We start from the raw sequence: 19080 nt of genomic DNA on the forward strand, positions 1-19080 counted from the left end.
GTGGGCTCAGCAAATGAATCTTATCGATATTCAGATAAAATTTAGCGAGGTTTTAAAAAAGAAACTAAGCATAAAGGACTTCGAGCAATGGGTCTATGTGACTCCAGAGATTGAAGAGCATTATGGGCATGTCTTCTATCTGGAGCTTATCAGCTTAGATTTCAAGGGGAAATATATTGATCTAGACTTAGTGCATTTGTTAACGCCGGAAATACCTTTTGGAGATCTTGAGTACCGAAGAATCAAAGAAGAACTAGAAATAGTAGCTAGTGATACCAATGATTTAGATAAAGTATTAGATAACATTTACGAGGAATATTGCGATGGATATAGTTTCTTGAGATTCTTAGGTTTGTCTTTTGCATTATTAAATGGTTCTAATGGAACGCTGATTATCAATGAAGGAGTACGTGAATTACTAAGGGAAGAAGCCAAGAGGTTATTGAGGTTTATAGAAGTAGATAAGATCAGAATTACTGGAATGTTCGAGTACGACGACTTCAGAGACAGTGAAGATCGGATAGAACTAACAAATGTGGAACTAATGCTTCGGAAATTAGAAGAAAAGATTCAGGAAAGATAGGTTGAAGATCAGCTGCCACTGCAATTATTTGGCCTTGCAGGAATTAAGAAATGGATTAAGACTTAAACTAGGGAAGATGTAAAATGGACAATTGGATTCCATTGGCGTATGAGCAATATGGTCTGGTTTGGGATAAATTTTATAAGGATTTCAATTTTAAACCTAGTGTCCATAGCAGTGATTGGCCTTCCTATCGTTTACCGGTACCTTTTGTTACTTTTGATATTACTGAATATACGGATGACGATATCGATGATCTTGAAGAGAAGTGTATTACCAACCTTAGGGCAGTAACAGGGTCTGACGAATATATCTACGCACTGGATTGGCAACACAAATCTTACCTCTACAATCCGCATCTAGAGAATGGCCATGCAAGAATAGGGTTTTACCCAGATGGTGATTATTACTTCTTTTTGAATAAAGAATATAAGTGGGGATATTTAGGGCATCCCTGGGAACAATCAATTAGTATTTTTGGAGAAGAACTTATTCATCAGTTTGAAACCAATAGACCAACTATATTTGGGAAGATAGTGCGCAGTGATAGATAAAGTATTACTCTAATTAGTACGAATATCAAAAACAACATCAAAGCTAGCGGGATGGTTAGATTCCATTTTTAACAACGTTCTTTTTACAAGATTACTAATATGCCTCTTGATCACTGATCAGGAGGTTTTGTCGTTTTATGTCGGATATACGCGATGAAATTTTGTAGGTAATTGGGACTATTTGCCGAATTGTATACATTCAGCCTTATTTAGCAAGGAGATTCCATTGTAAGGTACATAGTCAAATGATTTGTATAGGGTACACAGAAATAAAGATGATAAAGGGCAAGATCGGAAAGTAATTGTGTTTGAGTTATTGCCAATTGAGGTAGTTAATAATAGTGAGGCAGCTAGTGCAAGTGAATTAGGTGATTTGTCATTAGAGGAACTTATAAGCAAGGCATTAGTGAGCACAAATAATGGACAGGGAGCTACGCAAAAGTATAGTTCAATATCGAGAGAGAAGTCGGGCTGTAAAGCTGTATTTACTGAAAAGAGCAAACGGAGTATGCGAAGCGTATGGTAGTAAAGCTCCTTTTATAGACACAAAAGGGGATCCATTCTTGGAAGTACACCATACGCGAAGATTATCCGATGGAGGCCCAGATCATCCGGAGTGGGTCGCTGCCATTTGTCCGAATTGTCATAGAAGGGCACACTATGGCTTAGATTCTTATACGGTTAATAGTTCTATTGCTGATTATGTAAGCAGCAAGGAAAATTCTTTAAGGAGAGTGTAATGATCGAAAATAAGAAACAACTCACATTTGGAGATAGGAATAGTAGACTCCTTCTTGTAATTAGTTCAATCGGTGTAACCTTTTATTTATTCAAACTCTTATTGGACTATTTGAGTAAGTCATATCAATCTCTTTACATAAATGATACAAGAGGATTTATTTTAGGAGGAGAACATATTCTTTTTCCTTTAATACTGTCTTCAATTTCTTTCTTATTATGGCACGCTTTTTCTTATTGTGTATCAGAATTCACTAACTTTGGTAATTTTGAAAAAGTAGGGATTCGGCTTGAGTATGAAGAAAAAGCTGACAAAAACTTTAGAAGCATTGTGGGAATGCTCGTCACTCACTTCCTTCTTACTTTAACAGCGACGGTATTAATACTAATTTATCAAGACAGTGTAATATTATGTATGGTGTTAATAGGCGCACTGATACTTACATCTTACCTAACCCATAAGTATTGGTTAAGTATTTACCAAACATTCTTTAATCGCTTTTTACCAAATCAGAATCTATTCATAAACATAATCTTCCCTTGGATTGGTCTGGCATTAAGTTTTATCATAATTGGATTGGGGACATACGATATTTCTGTAAAAGGGAAATCAGTAATTAAATTCTCAGCTACTGAAGTTAGTATGTATTTTGAAAATAAAATGCCCAATACAATCAATGTTTTTGTAATAGACAAAAATAACAAAGTTGTTATCGAGAAATCAATAAGCAAAGATGATTTCGTAACTACATTCCTAGAGATTAGTGAGGGAAAAGAGAATGAAACGAACTTAGTAAATATAGAAGAGAGTAAAAGAAAGTTTTTATATGCTAAAAGCAAATATGAATATAACAATAAATTAGATATAACAGAGTATTTGAGTGAAGGAACTAATCATATTGTGATTACATTTGAAATCAAATCTGCTTTAAGATCCTCTAAACACTATAAGATTGTTAATCAACTGAATAAGCATAACAATAATAAAGTATTAATAAACAAGGAAAATATAACAATTGAACTCTAAATTTTAGAATCCATTTTAAAAGTTAGGAGAAGTGCATGAGGAATTTCGCTGAAGAAATGGCTTATTGGTACTTTAGATTGAATGGTTTTTTTCTGTTGGACAATTTTGTATTGCACAATGATGGACTTGATTCCACTCATAGTGCCGATATTGATATCTTGGCTATACGACAAAAATATACGTTTGAGATCGTCGGGGGGAGAGAAGTAGACAAGCATGAGCTCCTCTTCAGAAATTTTGATGACAAGAAAAATATAGGCATAATATGCGAAGTAAAAGCAGGTAGAACAACACCCAGTGACATTCGCTTAACAAGAAGAGACAGGTTAAGGTATGGGTTAGAGAGAATAGGTTTCTTCTCACATTCTAAGGTTAATAAACTAGTAGTGAAACTATCTTCAGATCCGATAGTGTCCGGTGAATATCATCAGGTTGGAAAAGTGCTAATTACCGATGATGGACGAGACATACCTAGCTTTATTTGCATTAGTCTAGACGAGATTCACAAATTCTTAAAAAAACATCTAAGAAAATACATAGATCCCAAAAGTAGAAGTAAGCATTTCTTTCCTTCACCAGTAATTCAACAAATCATTTGGGAGATTGAACAAGACGCGAAAAATAAGCGAACTATAAGAGCTGAACAAAGGGTTTATCAAAACGAATAAACGTGGATGAGGTAGAAAGTTTGCTGAGAATGTTAGACGGCGGATCAGCCTGTTGCAGCTATTTGTTCTAACTGTTATAGAAGAGTTCACTATTCAGAGGACGCTAGAGAGTACAATGAAAAATCTTATACAACGAATAAAAATAACAGCAGGTTTAGTGAAAGTGTTTAATTAATATTCGGAAAATGGATTTTTCTTGTTATATTTTTTTATGGAGGATTTTATGGAAAACAAAATCAAGCACTTGGAACTAATTCAAGGTGTAATAAATAGAATGTCGAATAATTCATTTTTAATTAAGGGATGGTCAATAACTTTAGTTTCAGCATTATTTGCACTTGCTGCAAAAGAATCAAATTCTAAATTTATTATTATATCACTTTTCCAAGTTATTGTTTTTTGGATCTTAGATTCCTATTTTTTGTGGCAAGAACGTTTATATAGGAAACATTTTAATGAAATAAGAATGAAAGATATAAATAATATAGATTTCTCAATGGATGCTAGTCAGTATAAATCATTTGAGACGTGGGGTGTGTGTTTTACATCAATTACATTACTTGGATTTTATGGGGGGATAATTTTTTCGATTTTCGTGATTGCATGGCTAATATTTTAGGAGGATTACATCATGAAAAATCTGGGAAGTATAGCACCTAGCATGGGCAGGATTGCAAAAATGGGATATTCAAAAGATGGTGAGCATTTCTTCGTTGCGAAAGCTGATAAATATATGGTATATAACAATTTTACCCTCGAAAAAGTCGATGAACACTTCTTAAGTGGTTTGAATCAGTATTCAATTTCCATGTTATCCAATGCTAGGGTAGTAGGTCTAGTAGTGTCATCCAACAAAATGAGTATTTTTGATACTTGGGAAATACTAAGTGATACTATAATACCTATAGTATCGGAAAAATGGACTATGCCCTCATTCTCCTCAGATGGACAGTATTTAGCTATGTTCACAGGGGATAATTTTTTTTATCTTATGGATTTAGAATCTCAAATAGTAATCTATCAAAGGAGAATAGAGGATTTAAGTTTAGCGATTGCGTTCTCTCCAAACGATGAATGTGTAGCATTCTCTAATGGAAATAAAATAATTGTTTATTTTTTTGAGAATAATGAAGAGGTAGTATTAAAATACCCTGACACTCATTGTCTTTGCTTGACTTGGAATAGAAGCAGTAATCTCCTAGTAGCGGGAAATGATGATGGCAGTATTTTTGTCTGGGATGTTCAAAAAAGAAGACCTAAAACAATTATCGAAGGCCATACAGAAACAATCAAAAGCATTAGTTTTTCATATGATGATAGCTTACTTGCTTCACAAGGTAGAGACGATAAGATAATTATCTGGGATTGCAAAAACTGGGAAATATTACACGAGGTGTTCGAGCCTACAACTTCACACTTATTTAGCATGTTAGTATTTCATCCATATAGACATGAGTTAATGACATTATCTGATCAAGATGAAGTGGTGAGTATATGGGCGTTTGATTCATTTCAAAATAAAGCACCATATGATTCAAAATCACTTCATTACTCAACTGCGAAAATAGCTTTAGTTGGCGACACTGGTGTTGGAAAGACTGGTCTAGGTTGGTGTCTTGCACATGGTGAATTTAAAGAACATTCATCAACTCACGGAGAACAATTTTGGGTTCTAGACACGCTAAATGAAATTGATAGTCGGGGGCATGAACATGAAGTGATATTATGGGATTTTGCCGGTCAACATGACTATAGGTTATTACATACTTTGTTCCTAGATGATGCTGATCTAATATTAATATTATTTGATCCTACAGTTAGGCAAGATCCTCTAAAGGGTGTAGAGTATTGGGTAAAAACTATTAATAACAAAAATACTGAGTCAAGTAAAATACTAGTTGGAGCTAGGACAGATAGAGGCGATATAACTCTAAGTAAAGAAGAAATTCAAAAGTTTTGTGAATACCATAATATTGAAGGCGGTTATATTTCTACAAGTGCGGCTACTGACTATAACTTAGACAAATTAAGGGATAAAATAAAAAGCTCAATTCAATGGGATGAAAAAATTCCGACTTCAACAACACAATTGTTTAAAGAAATTAAAGATCATGTGTTGAAATTGAAAGAATCCCCATTATTAACTAAGAGGTTAATATTAATTTCTGAGTTAAAGGAGGAACTGGAGGAAATTTGTGATTTCACCGATTCAGAAATATTAGGAGCAATTAGGAGTTTAAAGAAACACGGTTTTGTCAATCTTATAACAACATCGAAAAGTGAGAAGATGGTCTTGCTTTCCCCGGATTTATTAGTGAACTTAGCTTCTTCTTTTGTTATTGAAGCAAGACGAAATGAAAAGGGATTAGGTGCACTAGAAGAAGATAAAATTATTCATAATAGTTACAATTTCAATGAGCTGAAAACATTTGATATTACAGAACAGGAAATAATGTTTGATGCAACAATATTATTATTCATACAGAACCATATTTGCTTTAGGGAAAGGCTTGGAAATAATACTTACTTAATATTTCCAGGATTGATAAATCAAAAGAAACCACAGTTTGAAGATGAAAAGTATATTGAGGATGTATCTTATACTGTAATGGGTTCTGTTGAAAATGTTTACTCTGCATTGGTTGTACTTCTTGGTTATACGAATACTTTTACAAGAACTAACCAATGGCAAAATCAAGCTCAATACGAAGTTGACGAAAATGAAATATGTGGATTTAGACAAATTTCAGAAAAAGAAGGGGAAGTAACATTTATACTGTATTACAGTGAGCAAGTACCACAATATATTCGTAATTTATTCCAAGGATTATTTGAAAAGTTCTTACTTGTTCGTGATGTAAAGGTAAAGCGATTCACACCAGTAATTTGCACTAATTGTGATTATCAGCAAGAAAGAAGTGAAATAGTAAGACGACTTCAACGCGGTAAAGATCATTTGTTTTGTACAGATTGTGGAAAAAAGTTAGAAATTGATAATGTTGAAGAAAGTCTTAACTTGACTGTAGAAGAAAAAAGGCAATTATACGTTGAGCAGAAAGTAGCAGAAGGAAGATCAATTTTTGAAACTGCTTTATCGAGGATTACGCGCTTGATAAACGAGAGTGAAATAAAAGAACCAAGTTGTTTTATTAGTTACGCACACGGTAATGTTGAACAGGAAACGTGGATTGAAAGACATTTAGCAACTGATTTAAGAAATGTAGGAATAGATGTAATATTAGATAGATGGCATAATAAGAGGATTGGGGAAGATGTGGCTAGGTTTATATCCAAAATAAAAAATGCTAACTACATAATTGTAGTAGGTACAAAATTATATTTGACCAAGTATGAGAATCAATTTTCTCAAAATGGCAGTATTGTTGCAGCAGAAATGGACTTAATTAATCAACGCATGATTGGGACAGAGGAAGAAAAGAAAACAGTTCTTCCATTAATTATTGAATCTGAAAGCGATGAAGTTTTGCCTCCATTACTAGCCAAAAAAGTAAGAAGTAATTTTAGCAATGCTGAAGACTACTTTTTAAATCTTTTTAACCTAGTGTTAACGATATATAACATTCCATATGAACTTCCTGTGATATCTGAATGCATAAAAGATCTTACACCCAGGGACGCAATGATAAATGCCAAATAAGGATGATCTATTAAAAAGGGAGATTTGACATTGTGATACGAGACTCGCAAATAGTTTGCGAGTCTTTTTGTAATATCTGTTGCTCCACAAGATACCTCAAGTACCTCTTATATTCCAAATACTACTTATAAATCTTCCCCATGTATAGGATGGCTGCAAGTGATTTCCACTCGGGCTTATCTGGCAGATATCCCATATCTACTGTATCTTCCATCCAGGATTCCATTGCTTCTAAAAGGCAGCGAGCGAGAGGTTTTCCCATTCACTTGGGTTCACTTGAAGATCGTGTCTTAATGAATTTATGAATTGAATAAGCTCAACTATGAATCAACATTCTCGCATTTCTTAAAAAGGTCCATATTAAGATATTCTCCCTAAAATAAAATTCTTTATTATATAGATAGGCTAAATTCTGCTTTCATTTTCTGATTGTATAGTATTAGGGTTCCAAGCATAAAGTATGTTGCCAATATGCTCTTTAAGTAGAGGAACCCAAGCTACATCAGGTAATCCACCATTTTTTAGAAAAGAGACGCCTGGTGAATTGTATTCGGCATATAGTAAGAAATTATTGTTCGACGTAAATAGACTTTTGTTTCTTATTCTTATATTACCAAGGTAAACATTTAAATATATCGAGTCTGCAGGAATATCTCCATGTTTCACTTTAATTTGTGGAGTTGGAGGATTAAACATGCTTTTTAATTTTCGTATTGAATCATTAACAATCCGTATGTATTCCTTCTTTGACATTTTCTTTTCAATAAATAAATCTGCTTTTAACCTTTTAAACTCTTTAGTACTGCAATCAGATATGTTAGCTAACCGCCACCCATTTCCCTTGGTGATGGGGAATCGATGATATTTAATATAATCCAAATCAAGTAATTCATTGTTAGGCTCCCAGAAAAGGACATCTCCACGACTTTCGCTCTTCGTGTACAAGTCGATGATATCAATCTCACTATTGGCTACTGCATCGAGATCTATTGCAGAATACCTTGCCCACCCTGGTAACATTCGTTCATTAGAAATTGAAACAAAGTAAGAATCATAAGATGGATAAATAGCCCTAGCTATTGAAGCTACTTCAATAGAAAATTTCACAAGTTCTCCACGTTCATTAAATCTTGTATTAAACATCATATTTAGTTGAGTTCCATCTGGTGATTCAGAAATTACTCCGCATGTTGCACCCGGCAAAGAGAGTAATATTTTGATAAGACCGTTTTTAATAAATGTATCACTTTGCATGATCGTCTCTATAGAAGACATGATATCAGGATAGATCGAGAAGAATCTAATATAGGCGACTATCATTCCACTTACATCGTCAAAAAGATTCTCAATTGTTCGGTCAAAATCAGAATAGGTCATTTCTTTTACTTCTTGTTTACCTTTTTTATAAAAGTAAAATTGAGCCTTTATGTCAGTTAAAAAAATGCCTCCATGATTAATTGCATTACGTAGATCAACATCAACATTTTCGCATAATTCTGGGTATCCATTACTTACAAGCATTTCATAAAGACCATTAAGTCTTGTTTGTGATTTCAAGTCTTTTTCAACGATCAAATCTAGCAAATCACGGAACGACTTATATAAATTTGTTAGACATCCTTCAATTAATCCATTATAAGTGGGGATTCGATACATTCTTGTTTTTATTTCTGGGCTATCGTTCACGAATGAAAGATCTTCTATTATCTTAATTAGTTCCTTATAACATGCATACGAGATTAAAAAATGTGTCAGAACAGATTTTAAAGCCTGTTCTATATCAACACTATTATTATAAATGTTTTGGAGTCCTTCAAAAGTTCGTGCAGCAACTTTTTCATTCCACAAAGAGTAGGGTTCAGTACAGAGGAAATCATAATATGATGATAAGAACAAGAGTGGAATGTCTTCTAATGAAGGATCGATTTTCATTTTTGCTAAATCTACTAGATCTTTTAATTCTATTTTTTCTTCTAATCTGTGAATATAACGTGATCGCATGTACATGTAATATTCTTGCATCTATGATTCACCTTTCTTTTAGTATTTAAAATAAAATAAAGACATGCTTACTCTAATGCGTGTCTCGTTGTCATTTCTTGTTATTCTGCTCCGCTAGATAACCCGAGTACCTTACATGCTCCAAAGCCGTCTTTTATCTTCCTTTTGCATAGCTTGTCCTGTTCGAAAGAGAAGAAGTTTTCGAATTCTGATAGGTGCTTGTCTTATTTGGTTGAAGATGTAAGGGGGGATTACCCAATTAATAAATTGTCTGATCCAATATTACAAGACTTGAGCTCCAAATTTACTTGCCCACCCCCTCTATCTTTTCCTACCCTATAACCAGAGGGGGAGAGAACATGTACGCATGCAGCTATTCAGGCACAGTACTCGGCATAGATGGAATGGTAGTCACTGTAGAAACAGACATAGCAAATGGCTTACCTCAATTCGATTTGGTCGGACTTGGCGGTTCAGCAGTAAAAGAAGCGAGAGATCGTGTTCGTGCTGCCTTGCGCAATGCAGGATACGATTACCCAATGCAGCGGATCACCGTCAACCTGGCACCAGCAGACCAGCGTAAGGAAGGCTCAGGCTTTGACCTTGCTATTGCGTTTGGAATTTTACTCGCCTCTAAACAAATGCTACCCAGGCAGGAACGGATTCTCGTTCTAGGAGAGTTGGCATTAGACGGTTCCCTTCGCCCTGTAACGGGTGTACTCCCCATCTTACTAGAAGCCAAAAATGCAGGATTTACCCACGTGATTCTCCCCGAACAAAATGCAGCGGAAGCACGGCTCGTCGACATTACCGTTTTGCCTGCGAGCAATCTGGAAGAGGCCGTGAACTACTGGAAAGAAGGACTTCATTGTAAGGACTCTGACTTGATTTATCACGAAACACAAACAGGCAAGACAAATACCAACCAGCTGCCTCCCGATTTTGCCAATGTTTACGGACAGCAATTTGTAAAACGTGGCCTGGAGATCGCAGCAGCCGGATTTCATAATGTGATATTGGTGGGGCCCCCAGGTTCAGGGAAAACTCTTTTAGCTACTTGCCTGCCTGGTATCATGCCAAACATGACCATTCATGAATCTTACGAAGTGACGAAAATATACAGTATTGCTGGTCAATTAAAGCGGGAGAGTGGGCTTGTCGAGGAGAGACCTTTTCGTGCACCGCATCACACGATTACGGCTACTGCACTGATTGGCGGTGGCGCACAAATCCCGCGTCCCGGAGAATGTAGCTTGTCTCACAGTGGGATCCTCTTCCTAGATGAAATGCCCGAGTTTTCTCGGCATGTATTAGAGGTACTGCGCCAGCCGCTGGAATCAGGGGTTGTCACGATTGGACGATCCAAGCAGGTTTTTACCTTTCCTGCTCGGTTTCTGTTAATTGGTTCGTGTAATCCTTGTCCTTGCGGATTCTTCGGTACTCGAGAGAAGCAAACCTGCTCATGCTCTCCCCAACAAATCTACAAATACCGCTCAAAGCTCTCAGGTCCCCTTCTAGACCGCATCGACCTGCACATCGAGGTGCCGAGAGTGCCAGTTCAACTTCTTCACAACAGAAAAGCAGAGGAGTCCTCAAAAGACATTCAACAACGAGTAGAACAAGCGAGGGCTGTTCAATGCGAAAGATACCACTACCGTCCCGGATGTCCTTTTAACAGTGTGATGAATGGCGAAGAACTGCGACATTTTGCTCAGCTGGATAAGGAAGGACAAGAGATGCTACAGCTTGCCTTCGAGACATTAGGTTTGAGTGCAAGAGCCTACGATAGAATTGTGAAAGTGGCGAGAACGATTGCAGATTTAGATGGCGCTTCCCGAGTAGATGCTGCACATGTAGCAGAAGCGATTCGCTACAGAGCCTTGGATCGAGGGCTACTTTTTTAAGTGTGCTAGATATACCAACAACAGATAAATGTAAACTCAGTGCCACTACTTCAAAGGTATAAACATTTAACATCCTTGCTAGTGTGGAAAGACAGAACATAGATACCATGAGGAAGAAACGATTATTTTCATTTTTTATGCGCAATAGATGTGAATGTTAACCTAATTCAGACTCATTAGTTTCATCAAACAAACTCTTATCCTCAGCAGTGAATTCTAATCGTAAATGAATACGGTACAAGATTTCAATTACTTCAGCAAATCCAAGCAAGAATATAGAAGGAATGATAGCGTAAAACACACTTGTTAGAAAATGAAGAAAATTATCGTTAAGATCGTCGAACCAAATATATAACCCGACGATAAAACCAACTATAGTAATAACAAGTGCCAGAATCCGAATCCATCGAGCGTATTTATTTGTATAACGTTTGAACAATATTTTCAGCTCCAAAGTGTCCGAATTTGTGGAAAGGAGAAATCCTCAACAATTGCTTAAGAAAACAGAGTAGTGCAGTAATTATCTCTCGCATCATTACATTAATCTCAAGACAGTGGCATCCACTTTTTATCTTTTTCGTCATCGTATGTAGGCTTTCTAACAAAAGATTTACCAAGATCCGCAGGCTCCCAAACGAATAAAGTTTCTTTGGGCCTCTTGTAGTAATAAGTTGTTTGCGCCTCCATCTGAATCTGGGTCCATAAATGGAAAGAACCATCCTCCCAGAAGTAAATGGGGCAGATATCGAATTCTCCCAACAAACTAACTTGCCATAATGAGCAATCCATAAGAAAAAAAGATCCACACGATCAAAAACGATCCAAAGACTGCATTCCGCCTATAATCCTTATTGTTGACAATTTTCTTCATAATAAATGTAAAGTTAACAAAGAACAAAATAGCCAGAATCGGGTTAAGGTATAACGCAGTAAAAATTATGAAACCCATATTTCTCACCTCATCCAAATTATACCATATATAACTGGATGATTATCAATATGTTGCAGTTTGAATCAGTATGCAGATCATGCAGACTAAGCGCTTCACCAGCGTGTAAGTAACAGTAGGTACTTTTCAACTCAGAACCCTATACAATCGCAACAACATAAAACACAAACTCTCCGCAATCCCCACTATCCCAAGGCCGACAATACTTCACAGAAATCGACGTCATTCCTCGCCGCAAAGCCTGAAAGGACATCACCTGATGCCCCTCTTGCCCAATGCGACCTGGCGATGGTGGTGGAACAAAATGATTCGCATGCAACGCTAAAAAGCGAACATCCACAGGATTAGACAAGTCCCACTGATAGCCGGTAGAGGGATTTGCCGCTAGCGTAATCGTGAACAAGTGGCCTTCCTGAACATGTAGTGTATACGTTGAGGTCTTGACCACGGCCATCCTTCCTCTCTTTGGATGAAGTCGATACCGATTTTCCATACCATATGAAAAAAGCTTGATAGCTGCTAACGACGAAACAAGCAATAAAAAATTTATTATCATTTATTTCATGTGATTCAGTTCGTTTACAAGTTGTGGAATTACTTGATACATCTATCATTTAGCGAAAATATAACGATAGAAAATAGCCATTATACGTACAATGTTCCTAATTAATTTGAAACAATTAGTATGATCTGGAAAGGAATATGCAAGATGTTGGCGAATAAGTAGGGACAAAGACATATATTGTCGAAATGTCTGCGGATATTTGTAATCTTTATTACCTAGTTGGAGTTAAGGCTAGAAATATCCAGAGAGAGTAAATTTCTTTTGCTCGTGCATGTAGGTACATTTCCCAGCACTTCCATGGCGCAGAATATCTCGCGCATAGAAGAAGCTTTTTCTTTGTGTTCATACTTGCTAGGAAAGGGAAAGGAAAATTGATGGAGAGCATTGCAGAATTATTTAAGAAAAAAGAGTACTACCACGCATTTCAGCCAATATGTCAACTTCCTGAGAAAAGTAGGATAGGGTATGAGGTATTACTTCGCAGTAAAGCGGGGATCCATCCAGAGACTTTGTTTTCTTTGGCGAAGGAAAACAAAATGCTGCCAGAGCTTGACACCCATTCCCTGCATTATGCGCTCTTGACTTTTTTTCATTCGTCGATTGAACACAAAAACGAGCTTATATTTGTGAATATTTTTCCTTCTACCATAATAGAAGACACATTCCCTGGCTTCATTCAAAAGATCGCTCGTTCCTTCCGTCCCTTTTTAAACCAAATCGTATTGGAGATCAACGAATCGATTATGGAAGGAGAATGCTGGAGCGAACCCATTTTTACACGGCGCATAGCTGAATTGAAAAAGTTGGGGTTCCTAATTGCGTTGGATGATGTCGGAGATGGCGCAAACATATTCAGTAAAATTGAAGATATTTCGCCTGATTACATCAAGATTGATCGCTTTTTTTCGCAAGAGCTCTCGAGTTCATTAGAAAAGCAAAAGACTATAAAGTTGTTTGTTGATTTTTGCAAAGATGCACCTCAACTCATTCTCGAAGGAGTTGAAGAAGAAGAGGATTTTGCTTGTGCTTCTTTATTGGGCGTTGCAATCGGCCAGGGATACTTGTTTGGTAAACCAGGCAGTTTGCCGGACGAATAAGAGGGCAATGCAGAATTGGAGGAATTTTTATGGCTAGTGATAACAACGTATATTCACGGAAGGCAACGCTTTCCTTAAAAATATCCGAGTTTGAAGTCCCTCCGATGCAGGATCTGTTGATCATCGGACGGAAAGCACCAATTGGTCCAGAGGCTGTAAGGAGAATGGCGGATGCTCTTTCACCAGAACAGTTTACTTTGCTGAAAATGGATCATCCGAAGATTGAGGCGGTTTTGTTAAGAAATACCCTTTTGCAAATGATTGATGAAAAATTGTTGATGAAAATCATTCTGGAAGAGGCAGAGCGTATGATTAGCGACTCCATGGTTCTGCGATCTGAGTTGAAAATAGCATTGTCTGTTCAACGAGAGGTGGATCTCTTATGAACATCTCCGACATCATGACGACGACGATTTGTACCATCACCTCTGACAAAAGTGTCTCTTATGCGGCGGAGCGAATGAACGAATCTCAAGTTGATTCGTTAGTTGTCATGGATCACGGAGAGGTACTGGGAATGGTAACGACGAGAGATGTTTTGTCAGCTCATCCAAACCGAATCGTTGCCGACGCCATGAGTAGTCAGCCGTTCTATCTGTCAGCCAATCACAATGTTTGGGAGGCCTATCACGCGCTTCATCAAGAACAAAATGGGCTTGCTTTGGTCAAACAAGAGGATCAACTAATCGGATTCATCACAAAAGAAATCGTAGAGATGAAAATAGCAGAATATCGAGACCCATTATCGGGTTTGTATCGCGCTCCATACATCCAATTTATTGGGGAAAATTTTTTAAAGGAGCGAAAACCTTTCCATTTGCTTTTTATCGATTTGAACGACTTTGGCCGAATTAATAAGCTGCATGGACATCCATTCGGGGATGATGTCATTCGCACCTATTCTTCGGTCCTCTCTTCTTTGGCTGAAGAACAGGGGGATTATTTATGTCGTTATGCAGGGGACGAGTTTGTTTTGATCTCTACGATTTCCGATGAACAGATTCAGGAGTACATTGCGCTCATTACACGTCCAACAAACGTTCTGGATATCTTCGTATCTGCAGCTGTTGGTCATGTGAACGGGTATCAAACACCAGACTTCTTCGCTAGATCTTGGCGGGAATTAATCGCTGAAGCAAGTTTAGGCTCCTCTGCTGCCAAATTATCCAAAAACCTTACTTCCACGGTGGGATAGGAAAAGTATAGTTTGCCAGCAATGCGCATACACTTTTGGACAGGCTCAGATCTTTCTTTGCAACCGATTATTTTATGGTACGTAATACATATTGTGAATAGATCAATATGGGAGGCAATGACATGATTGTAACTACTACCAGCATGATCCAAGGAAAAGAAGTGGAGGAGTATCTGGATATCGTCAGTGGAGAGGTAATCATGGGTGCAAACGTAGTCCGTGACTTTCTCGCAGGGATTACAGACATCATCGGAGGCAGAAGTGGCTCGTATGAGAGCAAGCTCTCAGAGGGTCGTGAACTGGCCTTGCGTGAAATGAAAGAAAAAGCACGGGTATTAGGTGCAAATGCAGTAATTGGGGTTGATCTCGACTTCGAAACATTGCGAGAAGGTATGATGATGGTTATTGCCACAGGCACAGCTGTCCGTGTGAAGTAAGCCGGTAAACACCCGGCTTTCTTTTTTTACCGAAAGCGGTTCTGATACATAGAATGCAAGGAGAAGTGAGCATGCAAGTACAAAAAACCCTTCAGGATTTATCAGATAGAATAAACGCCCAACCACAAGGGATCGCTGGATTACATGCGGTTTATCATTTTGTCCTAAGTGGAGAAGAAGGGGGCACCTACGAGGTTGTTTTTGCCGATAATCAAGCGGACTACAAGCTGGGTGTGACAAGGGAAGCAGGCTGCAAGCTGGAGTTGTCTGACAAAGATTTTATTAAGCTCGTAGAGGGACGCTTGAATCCCACCGTTGCTTTTGTAACGGGGAAGCTGAAAATTAGCGGAGAAATGGGACTTTCGTTTAAATTGCAAACAATCTTACATCACTATCAATCACAAAAATAACGAAAAAACTAGTCAATTCTTAAAAGGTTGCGTTAAAATATGACCAAACAATGACACCTACTCTAACATAAAACGAGGGGAAACATGCGCCATATTTGTTCATTGATTGCGATGGTAAGCCAACTGGAAGAACAATCTGTGCGTTTTGATTTTTATCAAGAAATCAGACGACCCAAGCCAGAACGTCAGTTATTAAAGCATCATGCACAATTACCGCGTCATTATTTCGATTATTTAATTCATTCAGGAGTATTGGAAGTGGAAACAGATGCCCCTTATCAGCCGGGGAAGATCATGCCTGCTTCCATCGGTATGAACATACGCTCGCTCGGTGGAAATGTATTGTTTGACATGTGCTTTGCTCCTCAAACATATAAATTGTGGCAAAACACAGATGCAAGCATAGAAGACCTTTCTCTGCCTGCTGATATATTTGAAGAATACGTCTATCGCTTAGGAGCCATCAGTCGCTTTCGCTATTTAGGCCGAATCGATGATCCCGTAACAGCAACAAAACTTGGTGAGAACGACATGATTGAATTCAAACGCGACTTTCTGTATTCGAAGACGGGAATTATTAAGTCTATTGTGGCGTTTGCGAATTCAAACAACGGGAATTTATTTTTAGGTATTACAGATGAGGGGACAGTGTGCGGGATTGACCATGAGATCGAACAGTACGGAGACCCGGACAAGTACATTCTTGCCATCACGCAATATATCCAAGATAAGACGACACCGTTTGTGACCCCATTCCCAAAAATTTCGTTGAAAAAAATAGATGGGAAAACAGTGGTATCTATCTTTGTAGAAGCCTCATCTGATTTGATTTGTGGTTTGGACAAAAACAGTGAAAAGTATGTGGTGATTCGTACGAACAATCGCTCCGTTGTCGTGAAAGATCCTCACCAAATTGGTGAAATTTACGTGAAACGAAAGCTTGGCAGTGAGATCAGCCGTCGATTGGGACTTCTGTAGCGTTATCTTACAGGAATACACGAGGAGGGTTACTGCGTGATATCGTCTTTACGTACGTGTCTACTGGTTATGATGGTGAGTAGTTTGTTCGTCACTGGCTGTGCACAGTCAGGCAAGGTTTCTGATGACATGAAAGATCATATAGAGACAGAGCTTGGTGCGGTTGAAAAAGTAACGGTGATGTCAACGGATGGACAGGAAGTATTATTGGACTTGCGCTCGTTTTTGCAAGAACTGTCCGGTCAGGGACAAGATTTACAAATATCATCCGAGCCTTTAAAGCAAGAAGATGTACGTTTTACACTTGTCCTCTACCGAACACAGCAGGCCCCACTTGTCGTAACAGTGGGGGAGTCGGCAAGTGAGTTTGGAGGACATACGTATCGTGGAGCGGGTGCCAGCTATTTTTATCAGTGGATAAACAAGTTAACTGGCAAAGGAGTGCTCTCACAAAAAATTCAGAGCGTGCGTTTAGCGGCAGAGGACCTTGGTCAGGCGCGCGTATTGAACGAAGCAGAAGCAGAATACATCAGGAAAGTAATGGGATCGGCAATACCAGAGGTGGACAGTCGCAGCAAGCAGTATCCACTCTACCCAAACTATCGGATGAGAATAAATTCTGCTGACAAACCGGTCGAAGTGGCCATTTTGACACCGACACTGATTGCTGTTCCTTTTGGAAGAGAAACGTTTTTCTTTCACGTAGAGGGTAGCCTCTTTTCGCGCTTAACAGAATGGATGCCGCCAAGCAATCGTAAGGAAGACAGGATCGACCAGTTATTTAAATCTACACGAATTCGCATCATAGCAAATGGCGAAATGAACATCCAAGACTCAGAGTTGGATGTCACCCAAACGACGATCGAGCAAGGAATTGCCCATCAATCCGTCCGATTGCTAAAAAATGGAGATCCATTAAATGTTCCACCGAAAGATCCGGGGTCAAAACAATACGAACTACATTTTTTGGTGAATGATACAGAACAGAGAATTGAACTATATCAACGTTACTTTAAGTATGATCAAACTTGGTATATTCACGATGAACTCGCGGAAAATGAGTGGAAATTGTTTCAATCTCTAAGAAAATGAGGAATTTCCTCATGAAGTTTCGCATTTCTGGTCACGATAAAAAGAACATATTACTACCACTTTTGCAGTTTTTGTCGTAGAATAGTTACGTTGCACTGATAGTGGAGGCTATGACCGGAAAAAGACAGACGTCTTTGAACCGGTCTAAAAGCCTGCCGATCTTTATCTGCCATAGGAGGATGGAGAATGAACATTCATGAGTATCAAGGTAAAGAGATACTTAAGCAGTACGGTGTAAAAGTTCCTGAAGGACGCGTAGCTTTCACAGTGGAAGAAGCTGTTGAAGCAGCGAAAGAACTGGGCACCCAAGTAAACGTAGTAAAAGCGCAAATTCACGCTGGTGGCCGTGGTAAGGCTGGCGGTGTAAAGGTTGCAAAAAATCTTGATGAAGTTCGTACATATGCCAGCGAAATTCTTGGCAAAGTACTCGTTACTCATCAAACAGGACCAGAAGGTAAAGAAGTTAAGCGCCTTCTGATCGAGCAAGGCTGCGACATCAAGAAAGAATACTACGTTGGTGTAGTAGTTGACCGTGCTACTGGAAGCGTTGTAATGATGGCTTCCGAAGAGGGCGGTATGGACATCGAGGAAGTAGCAGCAAACACTCCAGAAAAAATCTTCAAAGAAGTAGTTGATCCAGTAACAGGTCTGAATGGCTTCCAAGCTCGTCGCCTGGCTTACGCAATCAACATTCCAAAAGAATTGATTAACAAGGCTGCCAAGTTCATGATGAGCTTGTACCAAGCTTTTGTTGATAAAGATGCTTCTATCGCTGAGATCAACCCACTGGTTGTAACTGGCGACGGTGAAGTAATGGCACTGGATGCGAAACTGAACTTCGACAGTAACGCTCTCTATCGTCACCCTGACATCGTAGCTCTGCGCGATCTGGATGAAGAAGATGAGAAAGAAATCGAAGCTTCCAAGTTCGATCTGTCCTACATCGCACTTGATGGTAACATCGGTTGCATGGTAAACGGTGCAGGTCTGGCGATGGCAACAATGGACATCGTGAAATTCTACGGTGGAGACCCAGCTAACTTCCTTGACGTTGGTGGCGGAGCTACTGAAGAGAAAGTAACGGAAGCGTTTAAAATTATTCTCCGTGACGAAAAAGTAAAAGGTATTTTCGTTAACATCTTCGGCGGCATCATGAAATGCGACGTTATCGCAAACGGCGTAGTGAATGCAGCAAAACAAATCAAATTGGACAAACCTCTCGTT

The 19080-nt window shown here is 38.4% G+C and carries 20 protein-coding genes; 16 read left to right on the top strand and 4 right to left on the bottom strand.

What is annotated here, in order from left to right; genetic code table 11:
- Positions 1–13: 13 nt before the first annotated feature.
- From HP568_RS08995 to HP568_RS30325, 7 genes are all read left to right on the top strand, one after another.
- Entirely contained in the window at positions 14–583 is a 570-nt protein-coding gene (locus HP568_RS08995; protein WP_113732280.1) for a hypothetical protein, read from the top strand.
- An 83-nt stretch (positions 584–666) separates the two neighbouring features.
- Positions 667–1137: a DUF2716 domain-containing protein gene (locus tag HP568_RS09000; RefSeq protein ID WP_173628901.1), complete on the top strand. Its 471-nt coding sequence runs from the start codon at positions 667–669 to the stop codon at positions 1135–1137.
- 419 nt (positions 1138–1556) lie between these two features.
- Complete coding sequence (locus tag HP568_RS30240; RefSeq protein ID WP_173628902.1) at positions 1557–1877, top strand: HNH endonuclease; 321 nt, start codon at positions 1557–1559, stop codon at positions 1875–1877.
- Positions 1877–2902: a hypothetical protein gene (locus HP568_RS09010; RefSeq protein WP_173628903.1), complete on the top strand. Its 1026-nt coding sequence runs from the start codon at positions 1877–1879 to the stop codon at positions 2900–2902. Before HP568_RS30240 ends, HP568_RS09010 begins: the two co-directional genes overlap by 1 nt.
- Before the next feature lie 35 nt (positions 2903–2937).
- Positions 2938–3570 (top strand): hypothetical protein, encoded by a 633-nt coding sequence (locus tag HP568_RS09015; RefSeq protein WP_173628904.1) that lies wholly within the window; start codon positions 2938–2940, stop codon positions 3568–3570.
- Between the two features lie 223 nt (positions 3571–3793).
- Positions 3794–4189, top strand: a complete 396-nt coding sequence (locus HP568_RS09020; protein WP_173628916.1) for a hypothetical protein — start codon at positions 3794–3796, stop codon at positions 4187–4189.
- A 12-nt stretch (positions 4190–4201) separates the two neighbouring features.
- Positions 4202–7228 (top strand): GTP-binding protein, encoded by a 3027-nt coding sequence (locus tag HP568_RS30325; protein WP_173628905.1) that lies wholly within the window; start codon positions 4202–4204, stop codon positions 7226–7228.
- Positions 7229–7459: 231 nt separating this feature from the next.
- Here the strand turns inward: HP568_RS30325 and HP568_RS30330 are convergent, their stop codons facing one another.
- Positions 7460–7552, bottom strand: a complete 93-nt coding sequence (locus HP568_RS30330) for a DUF7660 family protein (protein ID WP_483862127.1) — start codon at positions 7550–7552, stop codon at positions 7460–7462.
- Between the two features lie 81 nt (positions 7553–7633).
- Positions 7634–9250, bottom strand: coding sequence for a hypothetical protein (locus HP568_RS09030; RefSeq protein WP_173628906.1), 1617 nt, complete (start codon positions 9248–9250; stop codon positions 7634–7636).
- A gap of 338 nt (positions 9251–9588) precedes the next feature.
- On the opposite strand from HP568_RS09030, the gene HP568_RS09035 reads away from it, so the two are divergent.
- The gene (locus HP568_RS09035) at positions 9589–11133 is read left to right on the top strand and encodes a YifB family Mg chelatase-like AAA ATPase (RefSeq protein WP_173628907.1); all 1545 of its coding nucleotides are present in this window, start codon (positions 9589–9591) and stop codon (positions 11131–11133) included.
- A 610-nt stretch (positions 11134–11743) separates the two neighbouring features.
- Here HP568_RS09035 and HP568_RS30335 read toward each other — a convergent pair.
- Positions 11744–11836: a CPCC family cysteine-rich protein gene (locus HP568_RS30335; protein WP_419178488.1), complete on the bottom strand. Its 93-nt coding sequence runs from the start codon at positions 11834–11836 to the stop codon at positions 11744–11746.
- Between the two features lie 385 nt (positions 11837–12221).
- On the bottom strand, positions 12222–12530 hold the full coding sequence (locus HP568_RS09045; RefSeq protein WP_173628908.1) for a protease inhibitor I42 family protein: 309 nt from the start codon (positions 12528–12530) through the stop codon (positions 12222–12224).
- 491 nt (positions 12531–13021) lie between these two features.
- Here HP568_RS09045 and HP568_RS09050 point away from each other — a divergent pair, with 491 nt between their 5' ends.
- The 8 genes from HP568_RS09050 to sucC all read left to right on the top strand — a co-directional run.
- Entirely contained in the window at positions 13022–13744 is a 723-nt protein-coding gene (locus HP568_RS09050; RefSeq protein ID WP_048033472.1) for an EAL domain-containing protein, read from the top strand.
- Positions 13745–13773: 29 nt separating this feature from the next.
- On the top strand, positions 13774–14130 hold the full coding sequence (locus HP568_RS09055) for a hypothetical protein (protein WP_048033471.1): 357 nt from the start codon (positions 13774–13776) through the stop codon (positions 14128–14130).
- Complete coding sequence (locus HP568_RS09060; RefSeq protein ID WP_048033470.1) at positions 14127–14939, top strand: CBS domain-containing protein; 813 nt, start codon at positions 14127–14129, stop codon at positions 14937–14939. The genes HP568_RS09055 and HP568_RS09060 overlap by 4 nt, the downstream gene beginning before the upstream one ends.
- Before the next feature lie 122 nt (positions 14940–15061).
- Positions 15062–15376, top strand: a complete 315-nt coding sequence (locus HP568_RS09065) for a YbjQ family protein (RefSeq protein WP_048033469.1) — start codon at positions 15062–15064, stop codon at positions 15374–15376.
- A 71-nt stretch (positions 15377–15447) separates the two neighbouring features.
- On the top strand, positions 15448–15786 hold the full coding sequence (locus tag HP568_RS09070) for an SCP2 sterol-binding domain-containing protein (protein WP_173628909.1): 339 nt from the start codon (positions 15448–15450) through the stop codon (positions 15784–15786).
- 84 nt (positions 15787–15870) lie between these two features.
- Complete coding sequence (locus HP568_RS09075) at positions 15871–16764, top strand: AlbA family DNA-binding domain-containing protein (RefSeq protein WP_048033467.1); 894 nt, start codon at positions 15871–15873, stop codon at positions 16762–16764.
- A 36-nt stretch (positions 16765–16800) separates the two neighbouring features.
- Complete coding sequence (locus HP568_RS09080) at positions 16801–17856, top strand: hypothetical protein (RefSeq protein ID WP_173628910.1); 1056 nt, start codon at positions 16801–16803, stop codon at positions 17854–17856.
- Between the two features lie 186 nt (positions 17857–18042).
- A partial coding sequence (gene sucC / locus HP568_RS09085) for an ADP-forming succinate--CoA ligase subunit beta (RefSeq protein WP_173628911.1) occupies positions 18043–19080 on the top strand: 1038 nt, incomplete at its 3' end.

It is taken from the genome of Brevibacillus sp. MS2.2 (assembly GCF_013284345.1).
Classification (GTDB): Bacteria; Bacillota; Bacilli; order Brevibacillales; family Brevibacillaceae; genus Brevibacillus; species Brevibacillus brevis_C.